The 23,600-nt window shown below is 67.0% G+C and carries 19 protein-coding genes; 5 read left to right on the forward strand and 14 right to left on the reverse strand.

Annotated elements, in window-relative coordinates:
- The first annotated feature begins 221 nt into the window (after positions 1-221).
- Complete coding sequence (gene leuS / locus BN4332_RS23155) at positions 222-3,065, forward strand: leucine--tRNA ligase (protein ID WP_066901871.1); 2,844 nt, start codon at positions 222-224, stop codon at positions 3,063-3,065.
- 48 nt (positions 3,066-3,113) lie between these two features.
- Here leuS and BN4332_RS23160 read toward each other — a convergent pair whose 3' ends face one another.
- Complete coding sequence (locus tag BN4332_RS23160) at positions 3,114-3,797, reverse strand: SDR family oxidoreductase (RefSeq protein WP_066901841.1); 684 nt, start codon at positions 3,795-3,797, stop codon at positions 3,114-3,116.
- 77 nt (positions 3,798-3,874) lie between these two features.
- On the opposite strand from BN4332_RS23160, the gene ggh reads away from it, so the two are divergent.
- Positions 3,875-5,215, forward strand: coding sequence for a glucosylglycerate hydrolase (ggh, locus tag BN4332_RS23165; protein ID WP_066901842.1), 1,341 nt, complete (start codon positions 3,875-3,877; stop codon positions 5,213-5,215).
- Positions 5,216-5,219: 4 nt separating this feature from the next.
- Here ggh and BN4332_RS23170 read toward each other — a convergent pair whose 3' ends face one another.
- The 12 genes from BN4332_RS23170 to BN4332_RS23225 all read right to left on the reverse strand — a co-directional run bounded on the left by BN4332_RS23170 (position 5,220) and on the right by BN4332_RS23225 (position 18,278).
- Entirely contained in the window at positions 5,220-5,699 is a 480-nt protein-coding gene (locus tag BN4332_RS23170; protein WP_066901843.1) for a MarR family winged helix-turn-helix transcriptional regulator, read from the reverse strand.
- A gap of 76 nt (positions 5,700-5,775) precedes the next feature.
- Complete coding sequence (locus tag BN4332_RS23175; protein WP_066901844.1) at positions 5,776-6,513, reverse strand: amino acid ABC transporter ATP-binding protein; 738 nt, start codon at positions 6,511-6,513, stop codon at positions 5,776-5,778.
- Entirely contained in the window at positions 6,513-8,285 is a 1,773-nt protein-coding gene (locus BN4332_RS23180) for an ABC transporter substrate-binding protein/permease (protein ID WP_066901845.1), read from the reverse strand. Before BN4332_RS23180 ends, BN4332_RS23175 begins: the two co-directional genes overlap by 1 nt.
- Before the next feature lie 45 nt (positions 8,286-8,330).
- Positions 8,331-8,996 (reverse strand): GntR family transcriptional regulator, encoded by a 666-nt coding sequence (locus tag BN4332_RS23185; protein WP_066901846.1) that lies wholly within the window; start codon positions 8,994-8,996, stop codon positions 8,331-8,333.
- A 103-nt stretch (positions 8,997-9,099) separates the two neighbouring features.
- Positions 9,100-9,906, reverse strand: coding sequence for an LLM class F420-dependent oxidoreductase (locus tag BN4332_RS23190; protein ID WP_074133159.1), 807 nt, complete (start codon positions 9,904-9,906; stop codon positions 9,100-9,102).
- Between the two features lie 44 nt (positions 9,907-9,950).
- A complete protein-coding gene (locus BN4332_RS23195; protein WP_066901848.1) occupies positions 9,951-12,035 on the reverse strand; it encodes a PhoX family protein in 2,085 nt (694 codons plus the stop codon).
- A gap of 103 nt (positions 12,036-12,138) precedes the next feature.
- Positions 12,139-13,053, reverse strand: coding sequence for an Rv0045c family esterase (locus BN4332_RS23200; RefSeq protein ID WP_066901849.1), 915 nt, complete (start codon positions 13,051-13,053; stop codon positions 12,139-12,141).
- Between the two features lie 21 nt (positions 13,054-13,074).
- Positions 13,075-14,646 carry an alkyl hydroperoxide reductase subunit F gene (gene ahpF, locus BN4332_RS23205; protein WP_066901872.1) on the reverse strand — a complete coding sequence of 524 codons (1,572 nt, stop codon included), beginning with the start codon at positions 14,644-14,646 and terminating at the stop codon, positions 13,075-13,077.
- A gap of 129 nt (positions 14,647-14,775) precedes the next feature.
- Complete coding sequence (ahpC, locus tag BN4332_RS23210) at positions 14,776-15,339, reverse strand: alkyl hydroperoxide reductase subunit C (RefSeq protein WP_066901850.1); 564 nt, start codon at positions 15,337-15,339, stop codon at positions 14,776-14,778.
- A gap of 183 nt (positions 15,340-15,522) precedes the next feature.
- Positions 15,523-16,614, reverse strand: coding sequence for an inositol-3-phosphate synthase (locus BN4332_RS23215; protein ID WP_066901851.1), 1,092 nt, complete (start codon positions 16,612-16,614; stop codon positions 15,523-15,525).
- A 59-nt stretch (positions 16,615-16,673) separates the two neighbouring features.
- Positions 16,674-17,219 (reverse strand): PadR family transcriptional regulator, encoded by a 546-nt coding sequence (locus tag BN4332_RS23220; protein ID WP_066901873.1) that lies wholly within the window; start codon positions 17,217-17,219, stop codon positions 16,674-16,676.
- A gap of 189 nt (positions 17,220-17,408) precedes the next feature.
- On the reverse strand, positions 17,409-18,278 hold the full coding sequence (locus BN4332_RS23225) for a DUF1707 SHOCT-like domain-containing protein (protein WP_096866973.1): 870 nt from the start codon (positions 18,276-18,278) through the stop codon (positions 17,409-17,411).
- Between the two features lie 70 nt (positions 18,279-18,348).
- Here BN4332_RS23225 and BN4332_RS23230 point away from each other — a divergent pair, with 70 nt between their 5' ends.
- The 3 genes from BN4332_RS23230 to BN4332_RS23240 are packed head-to-tail and all read left to right on the forward strand — an operon-like array spanning position 18,349 to position 22,929.
- Positions 18,349-18,771: a DUF5318 family protein gene (locus BN4332_RS23230; protein WP_066901853.1), complete on the forward strand. Its 423-nt coding sequence runs from the start codon at positions 18,349-18,351 to the stop codon at positions 18,769-18,771.
- A complete protein-coding gene (locus tag BN4332_RS23235; RefSeq protein ID WP_200820337.1) occupies positions 18,764-21,283 on the forward strand; it encodes a transglycosylase domain-containing protein in 2,520 nt (839 codons plus the stop codon). Before BN4332_RS23230 ends, BN4332_RS23235 begins: the two co-directional genes overlap by 8 nt.
- Positions 21,280-22,929, forward strand: a complete 1,650-nt coding sequence (locus BN4332_RS23240) for a glycosyltransferase family 87 protein (protein WP_235654178.1) — start codon at positions 21,280-21,282, stop codon at positions 22,927-22,929. Before BN4332_RS23235 ends, BN4332_RS23240 begins: the two co-directional genes overlap by 4 nt.
- A gap of 78 nt (positions 22,930-23,007) precedes the next feature.
- Here the strand turns inward: BN4332_RS23240 and BN4332_RS23245 are convergent, their stop codons facing one another.
- The gene (locus BN4332_RS23245; protein ID WP_066901854.1) at positions 23,008-23,598 is read right to left on the reverse strand and encodes a hypothetical protein; all 591 of its coding nucleotides are present in this window, start codon (positions 23,596-23,598) and stop codon (positions 23,008-23,010) included.
- Positions 23,599-23,600 lie beyond the last annotated feature (2 nt).

The following is a 23,600-nucleotide window of genomic DNA, read 5'->3' on the forward strand; positions in this document are numbered from 1 at the left end:
GTCCTTCACTAGGCGCCGAGACTATCCACGGCCGACCGCCTGCCACCAGCAACTCAATCGACCTGGAACCAACCCCTGACTGTGCCGCGACGCAACCGATACCAAGCCGTGGCCAACGGAGCCGGAAGACGGGTGGTGAGCTGCTCAAACCGTGGCCTTATACCCTGAACGGCGTGATCGAACGCGCCACCACCTCCCAGCCAGGGCAATCAGAGCCTGATTTGTCCTCCTCGCGTGCGGAAGAGACCCCGCAGCACCGTTACAACGCGGAGCTGGCGGGCCAGATCGAGCGCGCCTGGCAGGAGCAGTGGCACAAGCTCGGAACCTTCAACGTGGCCAATCCGGTGGGCTCGCTGGCGCCGCAGGACGGCTCGCCGGTCCCCGCCGACAAGATGTTCGTGCAGGACATGTTCCCCTACCCGTCCGGTGAAGGCCTGCACGTCGGGCACCCGCTGGGCTACATCGCCACCGACGTCTATGCCCGCTACTACCGGATGACCGGCCGCAACGTGCTGCACGCTCTCGGCTTCGACGCCTTCGGCCTGCCGGCCGAGCAGTACGCCGTGCAGACCGGGACCCATCCCCGGGTCCGCACCGAGGCCAACATCGTCAACTTCCGCAGGCAGCTGGGCCGGCTGGGGCTGGGCCACGACTCGCGGCGCAGCTTCGCCACCACCGACGTCGACTTCTACAAGTGGACGCAGTGGATCTTCCTGCAGATCTACAACGCCTGGTTCGACACCACGGCCAAGAAGGCCCGGCCCATCGCCGAGCTGGTGGCCGAATTCGAGTCCGGCGCACGAACTCTCGATGATGGACGGGCGTGGGCCGAGCTGTCCGCCGGCGAGCGGGCCGACGTGATCGACGGCTACCGGCTGGTGTACCGGGCCGACTCGATGGTGAACTGGTGCCCGGGGCTGGGCACGGTGCTGGCCAACGAAGAGGTCACCGCCGACGGCCGCAGCGACCGCGGCAACTTCCCGGTGTTCCGCAAGCGCCTGCGGCAGTGGATGATGCGCATCACCGCCTACTCCGACCGGCTGCTCGACGACCTGGACGCGCTGGACTGGCCGGACAAGGTCAAGACCATGCAGCGGAACTGGATCGGCCGGTCCACCGGCGCCTCCGTCGAATTCGGTACCGCCGCAGGCGATGTGGAGGTGTTCACCACCCGCCCGGACACCCTGTTCGGGGCCACCTATCTGGTGCTGGCACCCGAGCACGATCTGGTGGATGCGCTGGCGGCCGACTCCTGGCCCGAGGGCACCGATTCGCGGTGGACCTACGGTGCCGCCACGCCGGCCGAGGCGATCGCCGCCTACCGCGCCGCGATCGCCGCCAAGTCGGATCTGGAGCGCCAGGAGAACAAGACCAAGACCGGCGTGTTCCTCGGCGCCTATGCCGCCAATCCGGTCAACGGCGCGCAGGTCCCGATCTTCATCGCCGACTATGTGCTGGCCGGCTACGGCACCGGCGCCATCATGGCGGTGCCGGGCGGTGACCAGCGTGACTGGGACTTCGCCACGGAGTTCGGCCTGCCCATCATCGAAGTGGTTGCGGGTGGCGACATCTCGGTGTCGGCGTACAACGGCGACGGCACCATGGTGAACTCGGGCTACCTCGACGGCCTGTCGGTGGCCGAGGCCAAGGCAAAGGTCATCGAGCACCTGGAGGCCGACGGCCGCGGGCGCGCCCGCATCGAATACAAGCTGCGGGACTGGTTGTTCGCGCGGCAGCGGTATTGGGGCGAGCCGTTCCCGATCGTCTACGACGCCGACGGCCGCGCCCACCCGCTGCCCGAATCGGCCCTGCCCGTGGAACTTCCGGACGTCCCGGACTATTCGCCGGTGTCGTTCGACCCCGATGACGCCGACAGCGAGCCGTCGCCCCCGCTGGGCAAGGCCACCGAATGGGTTCACGTCGAGCTGGATCTCGGGGACGGGCTGCAGACCTACACCCGCGACACCAACGTGATGCCGCAGTGGGCGGGCAGCTCCTGGTACGAGCTGCGCTACACCGATCCGCACAACTCGGAAGAATTGTGCGCCAAGGAGAACGAGGCCTACTGGATGGGCCCACGGCCCGCCGAGCACGGCCCGAACGATCCGGGCGGGGTGGATCTCTACGTCGGCGGCGTCGAGCATGCGGTGCTGCACCTGCTGTACTCGCGCTTCTGGCACAAGGTGCTGTTCGACCTGGGGCACGTCAGCTCGAGCGAGCCGTACCGCCGTCTGGTCAACCAGGGCTACATCCAGGCGTTCGCCTACACCGATTCCCGCGGCAGCTATGTGCCTGCGGCCGAAGTCGTTGAGCGCGAAGGGAAGTTCTTCTGGACCGGGCCGGATGGCGAGATGGAGGTCAACCAGGAGTTCGGCAAGATCGGCAAGAGCCTGAAGAACTCCGTCTCACCCGACGAGATCTGCGACGAGTACGGTGCGGACACCCTGCGCGTGTACGAGATGTCGATGGGACCGTTGGAGGCGTCGCGGCCGTGGGCCACCAAGGACGTCGTCGGCGCCCACCGCTTCTTGCAGCGGGTGTGGCGTGTGGTGGTCGATGAGGAGACCGGGGCCACCGACGTCGCCGCACACGAGGCGCTCGACACCGACACCCTCAAGATCCTGCACCGCACGATCGCCGGGGTGACCGAAGACTATGCGGCACTTCGCAACAACACCGCGGCGGCCAAGCTGATCGAGTACACCAATCATCTGACCAAGGCCGGGGTGTCGGCACGCGCCGCGGTCGAACCGCTGGTGCTCATGGTGGCCCCGCTGGCCCCGCATCTGGCCGAGGAGTTGTGGAAGCGGTTGGGCCACGACACCTCGCTGGCGCACGGGCCGTTCCCGGTCGCCGACCCGCAATACCTGGTGGATGACACCATCGAGTTCCCGGTCCAGGTCAACGGCAAGGTGCGCGGCAAGATCACCGTGGCCGCCGACGCAGACAAGGCGGCGCTCGAGGCCGCCGCACTGGCCGACGAGAAGGTGCAGGCCTTCCTCGACGGCGCCACGCCGAAGAAGGTCATCGTGGTGCCCGGCCGGCTGGTCAACCTCGTCGTCTAGTGATTGGTGTACCTCCGGTAACGCTGACCGTTACGCGAGGTGCACAAATCACCCGGGGCGGACCACGATTTCGTGCACATGCCCATCGGGCGGGGTGGTGACGGCGGTGGCCACCAGCCCGGCGACGGTCTCGGGCTTGAGGAACTTGGCCGGGTCGTAATCACCTGCGCCGTCGGTCACCGCACTTTCGTAGGCCACGAGGCTACGTTGCATCTCGGTGTCGGTGCGGCCCGGGAAGATCGAGGTGACCCGCAGCGTCGGCTCGTCGGCGCGCAGCGAATCGGCGAAGGCCCGCAGCGCGAACTTGCTGGCCGAGTACGACGCCATGCCGGGCGAAACCTTCTGTCCGGCACCGGAGTTGATGAACACCACGTGACCGCGGGCGGCGCGTAGGGCCGGTAGCAGGGCCAGGGTGAGCGCCACCGCACCGGTGACGTTGACCTCGAAGGAGGCCCGCCACTGCTCGGCGATGGACTCCGACACCCGGCCCGGGTAGAGCACGCCGGCGTTGTGCACCAGCACGTCGAGTTCGGCGAGCACCTCGGTGGCGGCCTCGATCGAATCGGGGTCGGTCAGGTCCAGCGGCCAGGTGGGCGCGCCGAGCCGCTCGGCGAGTGCGTCCAGCCGCGCGGACGGGCGCCCGGCGAGCAGCAGCGTGTGGGTGGGAGCAAGGGCAGCGGCAATCGCCGATCCGATGCCGCCGGCGGCTCCGGTGATCAATGCAGTCGGCACGACTGCAACGTTACTGTGACGCTGAAAGTGACGGGGCCGACCTGCGGACCGGGCGGCGGAGTCGCATCATGGTAGGAATGCCACCGGATCCCAGCTTCGCACCCACCCAGCTCGCCGCGCGGGCCGCCTACCTGCTGCGCGGCAACGACCTGGGGGTGATGACCACTGCGGCGCCACTGCTGTATCCGCACATGTGGAGCTGGGATGCGGCATTCGTGGCGATCGGGCTGGCCCCACTGAGCGTGGAGCGCGCCGTGGTGGAACTCGACACCCTGCTCTCGGCACAGTGGCGCAACGGGATGATCCCGCACATCGTGTTCGCCAACGGTGTCGACGGCTACTTTCCCGGCCCGGCCCGGTGGGCCACCTCGGCGCTGGCGGCCAACGCGCCCCGGGCCAGGCACACCTCGGGCATCACGCAGCCGCCCGTGCATGCGATCGCGGTGCAGCGGATCCTCGACCACGCCCGCAGCCGGGGCCGGTCCACCCGGGCGGTGGCGGCGGCGTTCCTGGACCGGCGGTGGGTGGACCTGGGGCGGTGGCATCGTTGGCTGGCCGAGATGCGTGATCAGGACGGGCACGGCCGCATCACGCTGTATCACGGCTGGGAGTCCGGGATGGACAACTCACCGCGCTGGGACAGCGCCTACGCCAACGTGGTTCCCGGCGACGTGCCGGAGTATCAGCGTGAGGACAACGCGATCATCACCGACGCGACGCAGCGTCCCAGCGATCTCGAGTACGACCGGTACCTGTGGCTGCTCGAAGAGATGAAATCCGTTCGCTACGACGACGATCTGCTGCCCAAGGTGATGAGCTTCGCGGTCGAGGACGTGTTCGTCTCGGCCATCTTCTCGGTCGCCTGTCAGGTGCTGGCCGAGATCGGCGAGGACTACAAGCGCCCGCATGCCGACGTCCGCGATCTCTATTCGTGGGCGGAGCGGTTCCGGTCCGGCGTGGTCGAGACCACGGACGAACGCACCGGCGCGGCAAGGGATTACGACGTCCGCGCCAAGAAATGGGTGCCTACCGAGACCGTGGCGCAGTTCGCGCCGTTGCTGTGTGGCGGATTGCCGCACGATCGGGAACGCGCGTTGCTACGTCTGCTCGAGGGGCCGCGGTTCTGTGGCCACCCGGACCTGCGGTACGGCCTGATCCCGTCGACGTCGCCCGTGTCGCGGGACTTCCGCCCCCGCGAATACTGGCGCGGGCCGGTGTGGCCGGTGATGACCTGGCTGTTCTCGTGGTGCTTCGCGCGGCGGGGCTGGGCCGAACGGGCCCGGCTGCTGCGACAGGAAGGTCTCCGCCAGGCCAGCGATGGCACTTTTGCCGAGTACTACGAGCCGTTCACCGGAGAACCCCTGGGCAGCATGCAACAGTCGTGGACCGCCGCGGCGGTGCTGGACTGGCTGGGTTAGCCGGTCACTCGGTTTTTGCGGCCGCCTGGGCCGGCTCGTTCTGGCTGGCCAGCCGCTCCAGCGGGGCCAGCGCGGTGGCGAGGGTGGCGAGATCCTCCGGGCTCAGGTTGGCCAGCCGGGCGGCCAGATCGGCCCGACGGGCCGCCAGCGACTCACGGTGCTGCACCAGGCCGCGCGGAGTCACCTCGACCAGGACCGCACGCAGGTCGGAGGGGTCACGCGACCGTTTGACCAGACCCAGCTTCTCGAGCCGGCGGATCGCCACGGTGGTGGTGGGGGTGCGAACGCGCTCGCGGGCGGCCAGCTCGGTCATCCGGATCGGGCCCTGGTCGAGCAGGGTGAGCAGGATCGAGAGCTGGGCCAGCGTGAGCTCTCCGGCGGTGCCCTTGTTGGTGTCGCCACGACGCAGCACCGAGAACACCTTGGAGAGCACTCGTTGTAGCTCCCCGGCCAACTCTGTGACCTGCGGATCGTGCTCCGTCATAATTCGCTAGTCTAACCTGTCTGGAGCTGACAGGTCGTCAGCTTGTCGGGTTTGGTGAAGGGGTTTCCCGTCACCCTTACAGAACCTGCGACAGGAAGCGGCGCAGCCGATCTGTTTCCGCCGCCTCGAAAATCTGGTCCGGCGGGCCCGATTCGACCACCTTGCCGTGATCCATGAAGACCACCGCGTCGGCGGTGGAGCGGGCGAAGCCCATCTCGTGGGTGACCGCCAGGATCGTCATCCCCTCGGCGGCCAGCTCGGCCATCAGCTCCAGGATGCCCTTCACCAGCTCGGGGTCCAGCGCCGAGGTGGCCTCGTCGAAGAACATCACCTGCGGGGCCATGGCGAGCGCCCGCGCGATCGCGACGCGCTGCTGCTGACCGCCCGACAGTGTGCTCGGACGTACATCGGCCTTGTGGCGCAGGCCAACCCGGTCGAGTTGCTCCAGTCCCAGGGTGCGGGCATGGTCGGCGCTGAGCCCCTTGAGCTTGCGCGGGCCCAGGATGACGTTGTCCAGCACGGTCTTGTGCGGGAACAGGTTGAACTGCTGGAACACCATGCCGATGCGCTGACGCAGCTGGTCGGGATTGTCGGCGAGCACCGAGCGGCCGTCGAGCAGGATGTCGCCGCGATCGGGCTCATAGAGCCGATTGAGGGTGCGCAGCAGCGTCGACTTCCCGGAGCCGGACGGTCCGATCACGGCGGTCGTGGTGCCGGCCGGAACGTCGAGATCCACCCCGCGCAGCACCGCGTTCGGTCCGAATGACAGGTGAACATCCTTGGCGGCCAGCGCAACTGGCTGTGGTGCCGACATCAGATCATCTCCTGGGTGGTCGCCGGGGGCAGGGGGTCCTCCTCGGTCGGGGGACGTCCTCGGCGCAGCCGGTTGTCGACGTAGTTCACCAGATGGGTCAGCGGGATGGTCAGCAGCAGATAGAACAACCCGGCCGCCACCAGCGGCGACAGATTTCCGGTCTGCGCGTTGAGATCTCGGCCCACCTGGAACAGCTCCCGTTGGCTGGCCACCAGGCCGAGGAAGTACACCAGCGACGATGCCTTCAGCAGTGAGATGAACTGGTTCATCAGCGCCGGCAAAACCCGCCGAATTCCCTGCGGGACGACGATCAGGCGCATCGACGAGGCATAGCTGAAGCCCAGTGCGCGAGAGGCTTCCAGCTGTCCGGGCTCCACGCTCTGGATGCCGGAGCGGAAGATCTCCCCGATGTAGGCCGCAGCCATCAGCCCCAGCGCCGCGATGCCGAGGGGATAGGGGCTGTTCCCGGTGAGGGATCCGACGACCGGCCCGATGCCCAGCCCGATCAGCAGGATGATCACCACTTCGGGCAGGCCGCGGAAGATGTCGGTGTAGACCCGGGCCGGCCAGCGCAGCCACCGGGACCGCGAGATGCCGGCAACCGCCAGCACCATCCCGAGCGCCAGGCCGATGATGCTCGCGCTCACGGTCAGGATCAGCGTGTTGGGCAGGCCGGTACGGAACAGATCGGGGATCGCCTGCTTGTACAGGTCCCAATCGAGAAACGAGTCCGCCAGTTGCGAGAGGGTGGATTTCGGTGCGACCGGGGCCCCGGCGGCCGGTTGTTCCCGACCGGCGGCGATCGCCGCGAAGTCGGGCAGTTGGGGAGTGGGTGCGGCCTTGGATCCGGGCTTCCAGCCGGGCGGCAGCGCGCGCGGGACCCAGTCGGAGTAGAGCCTGGCCCAGGTGCCGTCGGCGATGACCGCGTCCAGTCCGGAGTTCAGCGCGTCGATCAGCGGCCGGTTCTCCTTGGCCACCGCCCACGCCACGAAATTGTCCAGGCTGAAGGTGTTTTCGATGATCTGAGCCGGGTCACCGGGCTGCACCGTGCCCGATGCCTGCTGGGACGGGGCCACCCAGGCGTCGATCTGACGGGTCTTGAGGCTGGCGTAGACGGTGTTGTAGTCGGGGAACTTCACCGGCTGCAGATGCAGCGTGTCGATGACGTAGGCCTCCTGCACGGTGCCCTGCACGACCCCGATGCGTTGTCCGGCGGCGAGCTGGCCGAACCCGGTGATCGGTGACCCGGTGGGCACGACGAGCGAGAAGTAGCCGAAGTCATAGCCGTTGGTGAAGCCGACGGTGCGTCGCCGGGCGTCGGTGGTGGTGATCGAGGAGGACGCCACGTCGAACCGGCGGGATGCGGTCTGGGCCAGCAGACCGGAGAAGTCGGTGCCGACGAAATTGATCCGCAGGCCCAGCTTGTCGGCGATGGCGCGCAACAACTCGTTGTCGAATCCGGTGAACTGCCCGGCCGAGTTGATACAGATGCTGGGCGGTGCGTCCGACAGCGTGCCGACGGTCAGGACGCCCGGCGTGCCCAGCCCCAGGTTCTCGGGGCGGATGGTGTTCAGCGGGGCCACCGTGGGTGTCGTGTACTTGTCGGCGCCGGGCCCGGTGGCCGCGGCGGCCAGGTTGGTGGGCAGCGCGCTGGCACTGTCCACGCCGGGCGGCGCACATTGGTCGACGTCCGCTGCGACCGGTGCTGCACACACCAGCCCCAGCAGCATCAGGACCGTGGTCAGCAGCGCGGCCGATCGTCTGACGTCCATTTGATGCAACCTAGTGGCCGGATGTCCGGTGATGAGTGATTCCGCTCAAGGGGACCGCAAGTCGCCGAACACTCCACGCCGCGTGAGCTCGGCGATCATGATCTGCGCCATCAGGTCGGCGCGCTCGGTGCAGGCCCGGCGGGCACCGTCGGGATCATGGGCGTGGATGGCGCTGGTTTCGGCCTCGTAGCTGGGCAGAAAGTCGGCCTTGGCCTTCGGGTAGCTGATCCAGAACTCCGAGGGGGCGAAGCTCTTGCCTGCGCGGATCGTGGCGTGCAGGCGCGGTCCGGCGTACTCGTCGTTGATCGCGTCGCGGTACACCCAGCAGGCCTCCTGGAAGGACCTGGTGTCCTTTGCTGCGCGCATGATCCGCAACGTGTCATCGAGGTGAGCGAGGATGCGCGGCGTGGGGTTGGTGGCGCAGCGGGCCGAGGCGATGCCGTTGAGGATCCCGTACAGCTCGTGATGTTCGGCCACGGTCGCCTCGTCGAACCGGGAGACGAACGCGCCACGGTGGTAGCGGGTCGAGAGGATACCGTCGTGCTCGAGCTGAACCACCGCTTCCTGGATCGGAACGCGGCTCAGCCCGAGGTCGCGGACGATCTCGTTGCGGTCGATGCGGTCACCGGAGCGCAGCTTGCCCGTCATCACCAGGTTGATGATGTGCGTGACAACCTGATCTTTCTCCTTGACCCCGTAGTTTTTCGGCACCCTTGTTAACTCCCCCATTGAGTTGGGACGCACACCCCCCGTGCGTTGGCGATGCGCAAGTTTCTCACGGGTGGATGCGAAGGGTGATGCGAGTGCCCTCAGCTCATCCGCTGATCTTTGCGTTGCGGCCGTCGCGCCACCGGCAGAGCGCCTCGGCGGCGGTCAGGTCGTAGTCGGGCCCGTTGACCCCGACGGTGAGGATGCTGACCCCGAGATCGGCCAGCGCATCGGCCTCGGCCAGCATCGCGTCGATGCCGCCGGATTCTTGCACCCCGGCCGAGCGCTGCACGGTGGCCGGATCCCGTCCGGTGATCCCGCAGTGCTCGGCGAGCACCTCCGCCTTGCCCGGGTAGGTGTTCCGGTCGACGAAGGCGTGCCAGATGTCGGCATGCTCGGCCACCAGCCGCAGGGTCTTGCGTTCGCCCTGGCCGCCGATCAGGATCGGGATCTCCCTGGTGGGTGCCGGGTTCAGCTTGGCCAGCCGGGCCTCGATCCGGGGCAGCGCCTGTGCGAGGTCGTCAAGCCGGCTGCCCGCGGTGCCGAACTCATAGCCGTACTCGTCGTAATCCTTTTGTTTCCAACCACTTCCGATGCCGAGAATGAGCCGGCCATCGGAGATGTGGTCGACGGTGCGGGCCATGTCGGCCAGCAGTTCGGGGTTGCGGTAGGAGTTGCAGCTCACCAGGGCGCCGATCTCGATGCGCGACGTCTGCTCGGCCCAGGCGCCCAGCATCGTCCAGCACTCATAGTGCGCGCCGTCGGGATCACCGTAGAGCGGGAAGAAATGATCCCAGTTGAAGGCGATGTCGACGCCGATGTCCTCACAGCGGCGCACCGCATCGCGGATATGGCTGTACTTGGGAGAATGCTGCGGCTGCAGTTGCACGCCAATGCGAATGGGATGGCTCACTTTCTCGAGCCTACTCAAGTGCCGGATGGTCTTCGCGCAAGAGCTCAGACGGTGCCGATCTGGCCGCCGGGCTTCCACACCGCGACCACGGCGGGCCGCGCGGGAGTGTCGGCGCCTCCCGGCCAGTGCGACAACGGCTTGTCCAGGCTGTGATCGTCACCCTCGCCCGGATGCTGCACACAGACCGTGACGAGTTCGTCGGTCACCACCGGCCCGCACGTCTCGGCCCCGACCGGCACGGTGAGGAACTGCTTGGTCTCACCGCGGTTCGGGCCGTCGAGCGCCACCGCGAACAGTCCGTCGTTGGCGTCGAGCGCATTGCCGTCGGTCGAGATCCACAGGTTGCCGTGGCTGTCGAAGGCCAGGTTGTCCGGGCAGGAGATCGGGCTGACCCGCTCCTTGTCGAACCCGGCGTAGTAGGTGTCGGCCGCCCTGGGGTCACCGCACACCAACAGCAGATCCCAGGTGAAGTCGGTGCCGGTGTGGTTGTCGGTGATCTCCAGGACCTGGCCGTTCTTGTTCTCGTTGCGCGGGTTGGCGGCGTCGACGCCGGCCTTGCCTTCGGTTCCGCGCTTGTCGTTGTTGGTCAGCGCCACGTAGACCTTGCCGGTGCGCGGGTTGGCCTCGAAGTCCTCGGGCCGGTCCATCTTCGTGGCGCCGGCCTTGTCGGCGGCGATACGGGTGAACACTGCCGCCTCCTGGGCGGTAATGCCCTCGACGAGCGATTCGGCCTGTCCGTTCGGTCCGGACTTCAGCAGGGGGATCCAGGTCCCGGAACCGGAGAACGAGCCCTTGACCGGCAGCTTGCCGGTGCCGTCGATCTCTCCGGCGGGGATGTCGCTGCTCAGCTTGGCCACGTACAACGTGCCCTCATCGAGGAGGGTCATGTTGTGGGCCATCGCGGCGGGATCCCCGGTCTTCCAGCCGGGTGCGATTTTCTTGGCGGAGACGAACTTGTACATGTAGTCGAAGCGTTCGTCGTCACCGGTGTAGACCACCACGCTGCCGTCGCCGGTGACGTAGACGTTGGCGCCCTCGTGCTTGAACCGGCCCAGCGCCGAGTGTTTGACCGGCGTCGAGGCCGGATCCCACGGGTTGAGTTCGACGACGTAGCCGAAGCGGTTGACCTCGTTCGGGGTCTTGGTCAGGTCGAAACGCGGGTCGAAGTCTTCCCACTTGAGCTCGGAGCGCTCGTGCTCGACGCCGTAGCGGTCGTAGCGTTCGGCGTCAGCCGGTTTCGGCGCCGGAGCCCCTTCGCCGGCCCCGAAGTAGCCGTGGAAGTTCTCTTCGCCCGAAAGCACTGTGCCCCAAGGCGTCACGCCGCCCGCGCAATTGGCGAAGGTGCCTGCCACGGTGCGTCCGGTGGGGTCGGCGGCGGTCTTGACGAAGTCGGTGCCCGCCGCGGGTCCGGTCAGCGTGAACGGAGTATCCGCCGTGATCCGGCGGTTGTAGCGGCCCATCACCGGCTTCAGCGCGCCGTCGGCGCCCCGCTCCACCTCGACCACACCCATGCCGACCGCGGCGATCTCGATGTCGAACTGCTCACGGGTGGGTGCCTCGGCGTTGTAGCCGGGGAACATGAACTCCGGTGTCACGTACTCGAAGTTGGTCACCAACAGGTACCGGTTGGCCTGCCCTGCGACCGGCAGCAGTGCGGCGAAGTCGTTGTTGAAGCCGAACTGCTTGCGCTGGGCGTCGGCGGTCTGCCGGTTGACGTCGAACATCGGGGCGTCGGGCAACACCGGGTCGCCCCACGCGATCACCACCCGCTGCTGGTAACCGTCCGGGATCACCACGGCGTCTTCCGTGTTCGGGGCCACCGCGGCGAACTTCATGCCGGGTGGCGTCTCGACCGGCAGCGCGGCCGGTGACGGCGTCTGTCCGGTCTTGGTGTCGGTACCGCAGGCGGCAAGCGCCGATCCGGCGCCGACGGCCAGCACCGTGACACCGGCGGCCTGCAGCATCGACCGGCGTGACATCTGCTTGACGATGTCGCCGAAATACTGGTTGTCACTGGTGTTCGGGGCCGGCTTCGAACATGCGTCACCACATCGGTAGCGGCAGGTCACGTGCTGACGCGACGACGTTCCACGGTGGGTGACAAACAGATTCAACGGTACGAGCGGCATTCCGCGCAGATCCTTCCGCCAGACACCGGCCGCGGGCTGAGCGGCCGGACTCGCGGAAACCTACGGGAGCTGAACTAGCAGCGGGTTAACAGCAGGCAACCTGCTAGCTACCGAGAATGCCGCGCAGGATCTCCACCAGCCGGGCGGGCTGATCGCCCTGCACGGAGTGTCCGGAGTCGGCCACCACATGGGTGCGCTGAAAGCCCGGTGCGGTCCCGGAGAACGTCTCGGCGTCCTCGTCGTTGACGAAGAACGAGTTCGCGCCGCGGATCAGGGTGGTGGGCATGGTGATCGCCGGAACGTCGTCCCACAGCCCCTCAAACCCGTCGCCCTTGCGGAACGAGTCGTAGCGCCAGGTCCAGGTGCCGTCCTCGAGCTGCTTGGAGTTGTGGAAGACGCCGCGCCGCAACGATTTCCGGTCTCGATGCGGGGCCGCGGCGATGGTCACGTCGAGCATGGACTGAAACGTCGGGAAGGTGCGGTGCTCCTGGACCAGGGCCACGGTGCCCATCTGGGCCTTGGTCATCTCGTTGTGGCGTTCGGGTGCCGACGGGGTGACGTCGACGAGCGCGAGTTCGGGCACCAGCCGGGGTTCGGTGGCCGCGATCCGCAGTGCGGTCAGCCCGCCCAGTGACATCCCGACCACCAGCCGTGGTTCGGGGGCGAGTGCCTCGAGCACCGGAATCAGGCTGGCCGCATTGAGTTTGGGACCGTAGTCGCCGTCCTCGCGCCAGGCGGAGCGGCCGTGGCCGGGCAGGTCGACCGCCAGCGCGGGCTCACCGAGCCCCAGGATCACGGTGTCCCAGGTGTGGGCGTTCTGGCCGCCGCCGTGCAGGAACACCACCCGAGGGGCGTCGGTGCCGAACTTCAGCGCGCTGATCGGTCCCTGCTCGATGCGCTCGACCGCCGGCAGCGGCCCATTCACACCGATTTGCTCGGCGTTCTCGGGCAGCAGCGCGAACTCGTCGAGGGTCAGCAGTTCCTCGTCAGAAATCTCCGGGGCCACGTCTGCGGACATTACTCCGGAGCCGGGCCGCCCTCAGCTGCCGACCGGGGCGGTGGTCCGGATCAGGTGATCGAATGCGGACAGCGCTGCCGTCGCGCCGGCTCCGGCGGCGATGACGATCTGCTTGAACGGCACCGTGGTGCAGTCGCCGGCGGCGAACACACCGGGGACCGACGTCTGGCCGCGCTCGTCGATGACGATCTCGCCGCGCTTGGACAGCTCGACGCTGCCCTCGAGCCACTCGGTGTTGGGCAGCAGACCGATCTGGACGAAGACGCCCTGCAGCTCGAGGTTGTGCGACTGGCCCGTGGTGCGGTCCTGATAGGTCAGGCCGGTCACCTGGTCGCCGTCGCCGAGGACCTCGGTGGTCAGCGTGCTCAGCAGGATGTCGACATTGGGCAGGCTGCGGAGCTTGCGCTGCAGCACCTCGTCGGCGCGCAGCACCGAATCGAATTCGATCAGCGTCACGTGGGAGACGACGCCGGCCAGGTCGATCGCCGCCTCCACGCCGGAGTTGCCGCCGCCGACGACGGCGACCCGCTTGCCCTTGAACAGCGGTCCGTCGCAGTGCGGGCAGTAGGTGACGCCCTTGTTGCGGTACTCGGCCTCACCGGGCACGTCCATCGCGCGCCAGCGGGCGCCGGTGGCCAGGATGACGGTGCGCGCGGTCAGCGAGGCGCCGCTTTCCAGCGAGATCTCGATGAGCCCGCCCTCGTCGATCGCGGGCAGCAGCTTCGCGCCGCGCTGGGTCTTCATCACGTCGACGTCGTACTCGTTGACGTGGGCTTCCAGCGCCGCGGCGTACTTCGGTCCCTCGGTGTGCGGGACGGAGATGTAGTTCTCGATCGCCATGGTGTCGAGCACCTGACCGCCGAACCGCTCGGCAACCACACCGGTGCGAATTCCCTTGCGGGCAGCGTAGATTACGGCTGCGGCTCCCGCGGGTCCGCCACCGACCACCAGCACGTCGAAGGGGTCCTTCTCGGTGATCGCCTCGGCGGTGCGCTGCGCGGCGCCGACGTCGACCTTGCCGATGATCTGCTCGAGGGTCATGCGGCCCGAGTCGAACATCTCACCGTTGAGGAACACGGTGGGCACGGCCAGCACCTTGCGCTGTTCGACCTCGTCTTTGAACAGCGCGCCGTCGATGGCGACGTGGGTGATGCGCGGGTTGAGGATCGCCATCAGGTTCAGGGCCTGCACCACGTCGGGGCAGTTCTGGCAGGACAGCGAGAAGTAGGTCTCGAAGTGCAGGTCGGTGTCGAGGTTCCGCACCTGCTCGAGCAGTTCGGGGGCTTCCTTCGACGGGTATCCACCGACCTGCAGCAGCGCCAGGGCCAGCGAGGAGAACTCGTGGCCGAGGGGGATACCGGCGAACCGCACCTCGACATCGGTGCCGGTGCGGCGGATCGCGAACGATGGCCGCCGGGCGTCGTCGTCGGCGCGCGAATAGGTGATCTTGTCCGACATCGCCGCGATCTCGGTGAGCAGTTCGGCGAGTTCGGCGGACTTGGCGCCGTCATCGAGGGAGGACACCAGCTCGATCGGCGCGGTCAACCGCTCCAGTAGGGACTTCAATTGGCCGGCGAGTGAGGTGTCGAGCATGCGGATCAACTCCATCGATGAGGGGACTGGCTGGGCCGGCTGCGGCCCGAAAAACTGTGGTGGGCAGAGGTTCTGGCGAGCGGTACGGGCCGGGCGGACCGGGCCCGTACCGTCGACAGCGGCGGAGAGCTAGATCTTGCCGACGAGTTCCAGCGACGGGGCCAGGGTCTCTTCGCCCTCTTCCCACTTGGCCGGGCAGACCTCGCCCGGGTGGTTGCGAACGTACTGGGCGGCCTTGACCTTGCGGACCAGCTCGGCGGCGTTGCGGCCGATGCCCTCGGCGGTGACCTCGGTGAACTGGATGACGCCGTCGGGGTCGACCAGGAAGGTGCCGCGGTCGGCCAGGCCCTGGTCCTCACGGAGCACCTCGAAGTCGGTGCTGATCTGCAGGGTCGGGTCGCCGATCATGGCGTACTGGATCTTGCCGATCGTTTCGGACGAGTCGTGCCAGGCTTTGTGGGTGAAGTGGGTGTCGGTGGACACCGAGAACACCTCGACGCCGAGGCGCTGAAGCTCCTCGTAATGGTCAGCCAGGTCGCCGAGCTCGGTCGGGCAGACGAAGGTGAAGTCGGCCGGGTAGAAGAAGAAGATGGCCCACTTGCCCTTGATGTCGGCGTCCGACACGGGAATGAATGAGCCGTTTTTGTAGGCGGTCGCGGAGAACGGCTTGATCTGCTTGTTGATCAGGGCCACGGGTACCTCTATTCGTCACTGTCGGATGTTTACTGCGCCTCCCAGCGTAGTTGTTTTCTTGAATAGATCCAGTTTATCCGCCCACTTGTGGTAGGACTCACAACGCCGCGAACCACGCTGCGGCCCCTCAAATACCAAGTGGGCGGCCAGGTTTCACCTGGCCGCCCACTGAGGCAAGAGGATCTAGCCTTCGATGAAGGTCTCCAGCTCGGTGCGCGCGACATCGTCGGCGATCTGCTTCGGCGGGCTCTTCATCAGGTAGGCCGAGGCCGCCTCGATGGGGCCTCCGATGCCGCGGTCCTTGGCGATCTTGGCGGCACGCACCGCGTCGATGATCACGCCGGCCGAGTTCGGCGAGTCCCAGACCTCGAGCTTGTACTCCAGGTTCAGCGGCACGTCACCGAAGGCGCGGCCCTCGAGGCGCACGTAGGCCCACTTGCGGTCGTCGAGCCAGGCGACGTGGTCGGACGGGCCGATGTGGACGTTCTTGTCCTCGACCTTGCCGGCCAGCGAGCCGGTCAGGTTGGAGGTGACGGCCTGGGTCTTGGACACCTTCTTGGACTCCAGGCGCGAGCGCTCCAGCATGTTCAGGAAGTCCATGTTGCCGCCGACGTTGAGCTGGTAGGTGCGGTCCAGTGTGACGCCGCGGTCCTCGAACAGCTTGGCCATCACGCGGTGGGTGATGGTGGCGCCGACCTGGCTCTTGATGTCGTCGCCGACGATCGGGACGCCCGCATCCTCGAACTTCTTGGCCCACACCGGGTCCGAGGCGATGAACACCGGAAGGGCGTTGACGAAGGCCACGCCGGCGTCGATGGCGCACTGGGCGTAGAACTTGTCGGCCTCTTCGGAGCCCACCGGCAGGTAGGAGACCAGCACGTCGACCTTGGCGTCCTTGAGGGCCTGCACCACGTCGACGGGCTCGAAGTCGGAGACCTCGATGGTGTCGGCGTAGTACTTGCCGATGCCGTCCAGCGTCGGGCCGCGCTGCACCGTCACGTTGGTGGGCGGCACGTCGGCGATCTTGATGGTGTTGTTCTCGGAGGCGAAGATGGCCTCCGACAGGTCGAAGCCGACCTTCTTGGCGTCCACGTCGAACGCGGCCACGAACTTCACGTCGCGCACGTGGTACGGGCCGAACTTCACGTGCATCAGGCCCGGCACGGACGCGTTCTCGTCGGCGTTGTGGTAGTACTGCACGCCTTGGACCAGGGACGATGCGCAGTTACCGACGCCGACAATGGCGACCCGGATTTCTCCTGAGTGCTCAGACATGGACGATCTCCTTACTCGTTCTGTGTGCTCGGCCTGGGGGGCCTCGTACGGAGCTGTGCTCATATGTTTTCTGGGCGCCCCTGCGCCGTACGTTCGGCCGCGATCAACTCGTTGAGCCATTTCACTTCTCGTTCGCTGGACTCCAGGCCCAGCTGGTGCAGCTGACGGGTGTAGCGGTCGAACGAACTGCTGGCCCGCGCCACGGCTTCACGCAGACCTTCCCGGCGTTCCTCCACCTGACGACGCCGCCCCTCCAGAATTCGCATCCTGGCCTCGGCTGGGGTGCGGTTGAAGAAGGCAAGGTGGACACCAAATCCGTCGTCGGAGAAGTTCTGTGGTCCCGTGTCGGCGACCAGCTCGGTGAACCGCTGCTTACCGGCATCGGTCAGCTGATACACCCGACGAGCCCGGCGCACCTTGGTCGGTCCCAAGGGTGCGGCGTCCTCGACGATCAGGCCGTCGGCCTGCATGCGACGTAGTGCCGGGTAGAGCGACCCATACGAGAACGCTCGGAACGCCCCCAACAGACCCGTCAAACGCTTGCGCAGCTCGTAGCCGTGCATGGGTGATTCGAGCAAGAGGCCGAGGATCGCGAGCTCCAGCACCGAGATCACCCCCTTTCGACAGATCAGATGGAATTGATCGCTACGACGGATCAACACCTCGCCAAACTGTATCGCGCCGATATATTTGATGCCAAGTGTTGGCCGTTTCCGCGCGCGAGCGTGACGCCGGAGTTGCTCTCGAACGCGAGCGTCACCCCAGCGTGACGACGTGTTGGTGACTGCCGACTATCAGCTGTTGCGGTACATGCCCTTGACGGTGCCGTCCGGGTACAGGTCGATGGACCCACCGCCGAAATCGCTGCTGACGATCACCGAGACGTTGATGGCCTCGGGAGTGGACGGATCCTCCGACGGGGTGATGCGCAACCAGGTGCTGTCGACGTCGTCCCGCTTGGTGTTGAGGGTGTCGGGAGCGCCGCGCATCACGCCGAGGGTCTTCTCGTAATCGAAGGCCGCGAGGTCGACGAGGCGGTCGTCGTCCTCGACATTGCGCGGATCCGAGCTGGGATCGCCCCACCCGCCGGTGTAGCGGTAATAGACCTTCTTGCGGCTGTCCTGCGGGTCGGGCCGGTAGACCATCGCAGAGTCCGGGTCGATGTGCAGTTCGAAGCCCATGGTGTTGCCGAACTTCTGGCGCATCTGGGCGAACAGCCCGTTGAAGCCGTTGAGTGATTGCAGTTGCCGCGGCGGGGTCAGCACCACCGGGGCGATGCCGTCGGGCACCGCCCCCGGGTCGGGATTGAAACTCAGCGGCGATGACGTGTTGCCGTACAGGCCCCAGCCGATCCCGATGCCGAAGATGACCAGTACGACGGCCATGGCCAGCCGCAGGCCCCACCCGGGTGCCTGCGTTCGGGGGATCCGCGGCATCCGGGGCTTGGACAGCTCGGGCAGTTGTACCGGCGCGTTCGAGTTCTGCAGATCGTCGACCAGGCCGGCCAGATCGCCCAGCGTGGTCGCGTTGGTGGCCGCCGCAACCCGTTGGCGGTGCTCCTCCATGGACAACTGGCCTTCGCTCAGCGCGTTGTCGAGCACCTTGCAGGTGTCATTGCGATCACTGTCTTTGGCCCGGGTAGTCGAGGTCTGCCGTGTCGCCACGGAAGATGATCGTAGGAGCTGTGACGCGGTCGCGCCTCGGTGTCCAGGGGGCCGACGTACTCTGGTCATCGTGCGATTGCAGAGACAGGTGGTGGACTACGCGCTTCGGCGACGGTCCCTGCTGGCTGAGGTCTATTCGGGGCGCACCGGCGTCTCGGAGGTCTGTGACGCCAACCCGTACCTGCTGCGCGCTGCGAAATTCCACGGCAAACAAAGCTCGGTGATGTGCCCGATCTGCCGTAAAGAGCAGCTCACGCTGGTGTCGTGGGTTTTCGGTGATCATCTGGGCCCGGTCTCGGGCTCGGCGCGCACCGCGGAGGAGCTGGTGATGTTGGCAACTCGTTACGACGAGTTCGCGGTCCATGTGGTGGAGGTATGCCGCACCTGCAGTTGGAATCATCTGGTCAAGTCCTATGTGCTCGGCGCGCCTCGGCCGCCGAAGGCCCGTGGTACCCGATCCACGCGCAAGTCCGCGCGTACGGCCAGTGAATAACGAAGGGCGCCATAGCCGGTCAGCCAACGACGCCCGTAGCGCGGCTGACCGCCTCGGCGCGCGCGACAACCGGCCACCGGCGAACGAGGGCCGACCGCAGGCGCGGGACAAGCGGCCACCGGTCCGCGACACCGGCCCGGCGCCACGTGAGAGCGGGCCCACGAGTCGTTCCCGGTCCAGCGTCCCGCCCGATGATCGGCTCACCGCGATCCTGCCTCCGGTGCGCGACGGTCGGCCGGCGCCGCTGGATGTCGTCAAGGCTGCGATGGACGGCACGCCGCCACCCAAGCCGCCGCCACCCAAATCTCCGCCGCCGCGGTCCGGGGACGGCCGAGGTCCCGGCTCGTCGGACCCGTCGGAGCCACGGGCCCGCCAGTTCCACGTCAACTGGAAGCTGGTCCGGCGCGGGCTGATCGCCGCGGTGGTGGCGATGATCCTGCTGCCGCTGGTGACGTTCGGGATGGCCTACGCCATCGTCGACGTTCCCCAGCCCGGTGACATCCGCACCGCGCAGGTGTCGACGATCCTGGCCAGTGACGGCAGCGAGATCGCCAAGATCGTGCCGCCCGAGGGCAACCGGGTCGACGTGAACATCGACAAGATTCCGGTGCACGTACGTGACGCGGTGATGGCCGCCGAGGATCGCGACTTCTACTCGAATCCGGGCTTCTCGTTCACCGCGCTGCTGCGTGCGATCAAGAACAACCTGGTGGGCGGTGACCTGCAGGGCGGATCCACGATCACCCAGCAGTACGTCAAGAACGCGTTGGTCGGTGACGAGCGTTCGGGCATCGGCGGTCTGATCCGCAAGGCCAAGGAACTGGTGATCTCCACCAAGATGGCCAGCGAATGGTCCAAAGACGCTGTGATGCAGGCGTATCTGAACATGATCTACTTCGGCCGCGGCTCCTACGGGATCGCGGCGGCCGCCAAGGCCTACTTCGACAAGCCGGTCGAGCAGCTCAACGTCGCCGAGGGTGCGTTGATGGCCGCCCTGATCCAGCGTCCGTCGACATTGGATCCCGCGGTCGATCCCGAGGGGGCCGCCGAACGCTGGAACTGGGTGCTCGACGGCATGGTCGACATGGGCGCGCTGCCGGCCAACGAGCGTGCTCAACAGGTGTTCCCGCCGACCGTGCCGCCCGACCTGGCCCGTCAGCAGAACCAGACCACCGGTCCGAACGGCCTGATCGAACGTCAGGTCACCAAGGAACTGCTCGACCTGTTCGACATCAGCGAGCAGGCCCTGAACACCGAGGGTCTGCAGATCACCACCACCATCGACCCGCAGGCGCAGCAGGCCGCCGAGGAGGCGGTGGAGAAGTACATGGACGGGCAGGAGCCCGACATGCGGACCGCGGTGGTGTCGATCGATCCACGCGACGGCGCGGTCAAGGCGTACTACGGCGGCTCGGACGCCAACGGCTTCGACTTCGCGCAGGCCGGTCTGCCGACCGGTTCGTCGTTCAAGGTGTTCGCTCTGGTCGCCGCCCTGCAGCAGGGCATCGGCCTGGGCTATCAGGTGGACAGTGGACCCCTGACCGTCAACGGCATCAAGATCAGCAACGTCGAAGGTGAAGGCTGCGGCACCTGCTCGATCGCCGAGGCGCTCAAGCGGTCGCTGAACACCAGCTACTACCGGCTGATGCTGAAACTCGAAAACGGCCCCGAGGACGTGGCCAAGGCCGCGCACGACGCCGGCGTCGCCGAAAGCTTCCCCGGCGTCGAGCACACGCTGTCCGAGGACGGGAAGGGCGGCCCGCCCAACAACGGCGTGGTGCTCGGTCAGTACCAGTCCCGGGTGATCGACATGGCCTCGGCGTACGCAACGCTGGCGGCCTCCGGCGTCTACCACAAGCCGCACTTCGTCCAGAAGGTGGTGAACTCCTCCGGACAGGTGTTGTTCGACGCCTCCTCGCAGGACAACGGCGAGCAACGCATCGACAAGGCGGTGGCCGACAACGTCTCGGCGGCGATGCAGCCGATCGCGGGATATTCGCGCGGGCACAACCTGGCCGGTGGGCGCGCGTCGGCCGCCAAGACGGGCACCAACCAGCTCGGCGACACCGGCGACAACCGCGACGCCTGGATGGTCGGGTACACGCCGTCGCTTTCGACCGCGGTCTGGGTGGGTACCACCGAGGGCGTGAAACCGTTGAAGACCCCGTCGGGTGGTTCGATCTACGGGTCCGGTCTGCCGTCGGACATCTGGAAAGCCACCATGGACGGCGCTCTGGAAGGTACCGACAAGGAGACGTTCCCGAAGCCGACCGAGATCGGTGGCTATGCCGGTGTGCCGCAGGCCCCGGCCGCGCCGCCACCGGGAACGACCCCGACCGGCCCGCCGATCACGGTGATGCCGTCGGAGACCGTGATTCAGCCGACCATCGAAGTGGCCCCGGGCATTACGATCCCGATCGGCCCTCCGACGACCGTGCCCATCGGGCCGCCGCCGGGAGCTCCCGTCGTGCCCGGCGCTCCGGGCGTCCCGGTGCCACCGCCGCCTCCGTGACGGATCGGGTATCGCCCGCTCCGCTGGCTGGGCTGGACTCGCCGGCTCCGCCGGCAGAAGACCGGCGGAGTGACGACGATCGCGACCTCCCCAGCCGCAACGACCGGCTGGCCGAGGCGCTGTCGCAGACCGTGGGTGGGCCCGTCGGTCGCCACGCGTTGATCGGCCGGGCGCGCTTCATGACCCCGCTGCGGGTGATGCTCCTGATCGCCGTGGTGTTTCTGGCGCTGGGGTATACGAGCAAGGCCGCCTGCCTGCAGTCGACCGGCTCGGGCACCGCCGGGCAGCGGGTGGCCAACTGGGAGAACAACCGCGCCTATTACGAGCTGTGCTATTCCGACACGGTTCCGCTCTACACCGCGGAGTTGTTGAACCAGGGCAAGTTTCCGTACAAGTCCAGCTGGGTCGAGAACGACGCCACCGGCAAGCCTCGCGTGCAGTACGACGGCAGCCCGGCGATCCGCTACATGGAATATCCGGTGCTCACCGGGCTGTACCAGTACGTGTCCATGTCCCTGGCCAAGACCTATACCGCGGTGACCAAACTGGTTTCGGTCCCGGTGGTGGCCGAGGTGGTGATGTTCTTCAACATCGCCGCCTTCGGTTTGGCGCTGGCTTGGCTGGCCACGATCTGGGCCACCTCCCGAATGGCCGGCCGGCGGGTGTGGGACGCCGCGCTGGTGGCGGGTTCCCCGATCGTGATCTTCCAGGTGTTCACCAACTTCGACGCGCTGGCGACCGCATCGGCTGCGGGTGCGATGCTGGCCTGGGCCAGGCGGAAACCGGTGTGGGCCGGCGCGCTGATCGGAATCGGCGTGGCGGCCAAGCTGTATCCGCTGTTGTTGTTCGTTCCCCTGATTCTGCTCGGGCTCCGCACCGGACGGTTGCGCGAGGTCGGCAAGGCCGCGGTGACGGCGGTGGTGACCTGGTTGGTGGTCAATCTGCCGATCATGGTGATGTTCCCGCGCGGGTGGTCAGAGTTCTTCCGGCTCAACACCCGTCGCGGGGACGACATGGATTCGCTGTACAACGTGGTCAAGTCGTTCACCAATTGGCGGGGCTTCGACCCGGATCTGGGTTTCTGGGAACCGCCGACGGTGCTCAACACGGTCACCGCGGTGATGTTCGCGTCGTGCTGCATCGCTATCGGGTACATCGCGCTGACGGCGAAACAGCGGCCCCGGCTGGCGCAGTTGGCCTTCCTGGTGGTGGCCGCGTTCCTGCTGACCAACAAGGTGTGGAGCCCACAGTTCTCGCTGTGGCTGGTGCCGTTGGCTGTCCTGGCCCTGCCGCATCGCCGAATTCTCTTGGCGTGGATGACGATCGACGCGCTGGTCTGGGTACCGCGCATGCTGTACCTGTACGGCGAACAGAACAAGGGTCTGCCCGAACAGTGGTTCACCACCACGGTGCTGCTACGAGACCTCGCAGTGATCGTGTTGTGCGCATTGGTCATTCGGCAGATCTACCGTCCGGAGCTGGACCTGGTCCGTCATGGTGGCCGTGTCGATGACCCGACCGGCGGGGTGTTCGACGGTGCCGACGACAACCCGCCACGTTGGTTGCCGGACTGGCTGCGTCCATCGGCCGACCGGGTGCGGATCGAGCCGAAGCCGGATCCCGAGCCGGTCCCGTCAGCCAGCTGATCCGCCGGTTTGTCACGCCAGGGCAACCGTGGGCGTCGGGAGCCACGCTGGCGTGACAATGGCGGCTGGTCGGTGAGCTCAGCCCGGATATGGCGGATAGTACGGCGGCGCAACTACATTCTGTTTCGCCAGGATCCATCTCGCGGTCGACGGCAACATGGCCAAGACGAGCGTCAAGATGGGAAAGACGAGGCCCACGAGAATGGTCATGCCGATTTCGGCGGGTTCACGGCTGGGGTTGCCGGAGAAGCCGATAACTGTCTCGCCGAGGGCGGCGATACCGAACAGGATGGCGATTGCACATCCGCCGACAACGAGCCAGCGGCCAATCATCTTGCGTCGGAACAGCGCGATCGCGCCGACGAAGAGCGTCAGGCCGACGGCGGCGCCGGCCACGCCAAAGACGGCGCTCACCGAGTCGAATTCATGGTCAGACCACATGAGGAATACGGACAGTACGACGTAGAAGAGGCCGACGAGTCCACCCGGTATCGCCAGGATGCCCGCGAAGATCGCCGTGGCACCGCTCGGGCCGGGTGGCTTCAGCGGATAGCCGCCCGGGTAGCCGGGTTGCTGCGGCCACCCCTGATGTTGGGGAAAGCCCGGCTGTTGGGGAAAGCCGGGCTGCCCCGAGAAACCTTGGCCGTAGGGCCCATTGGGATAGGTCACAG

This window comes from Mycolicibacterium houstonense (genome assembly GCF_900078665.2).
GTDB lineage: Bacteria > Actinomycetota > Actinomycetes > Mycobacteriales > Mycobacteriaceae > Mycobacterium > Mycobacterium houstonense.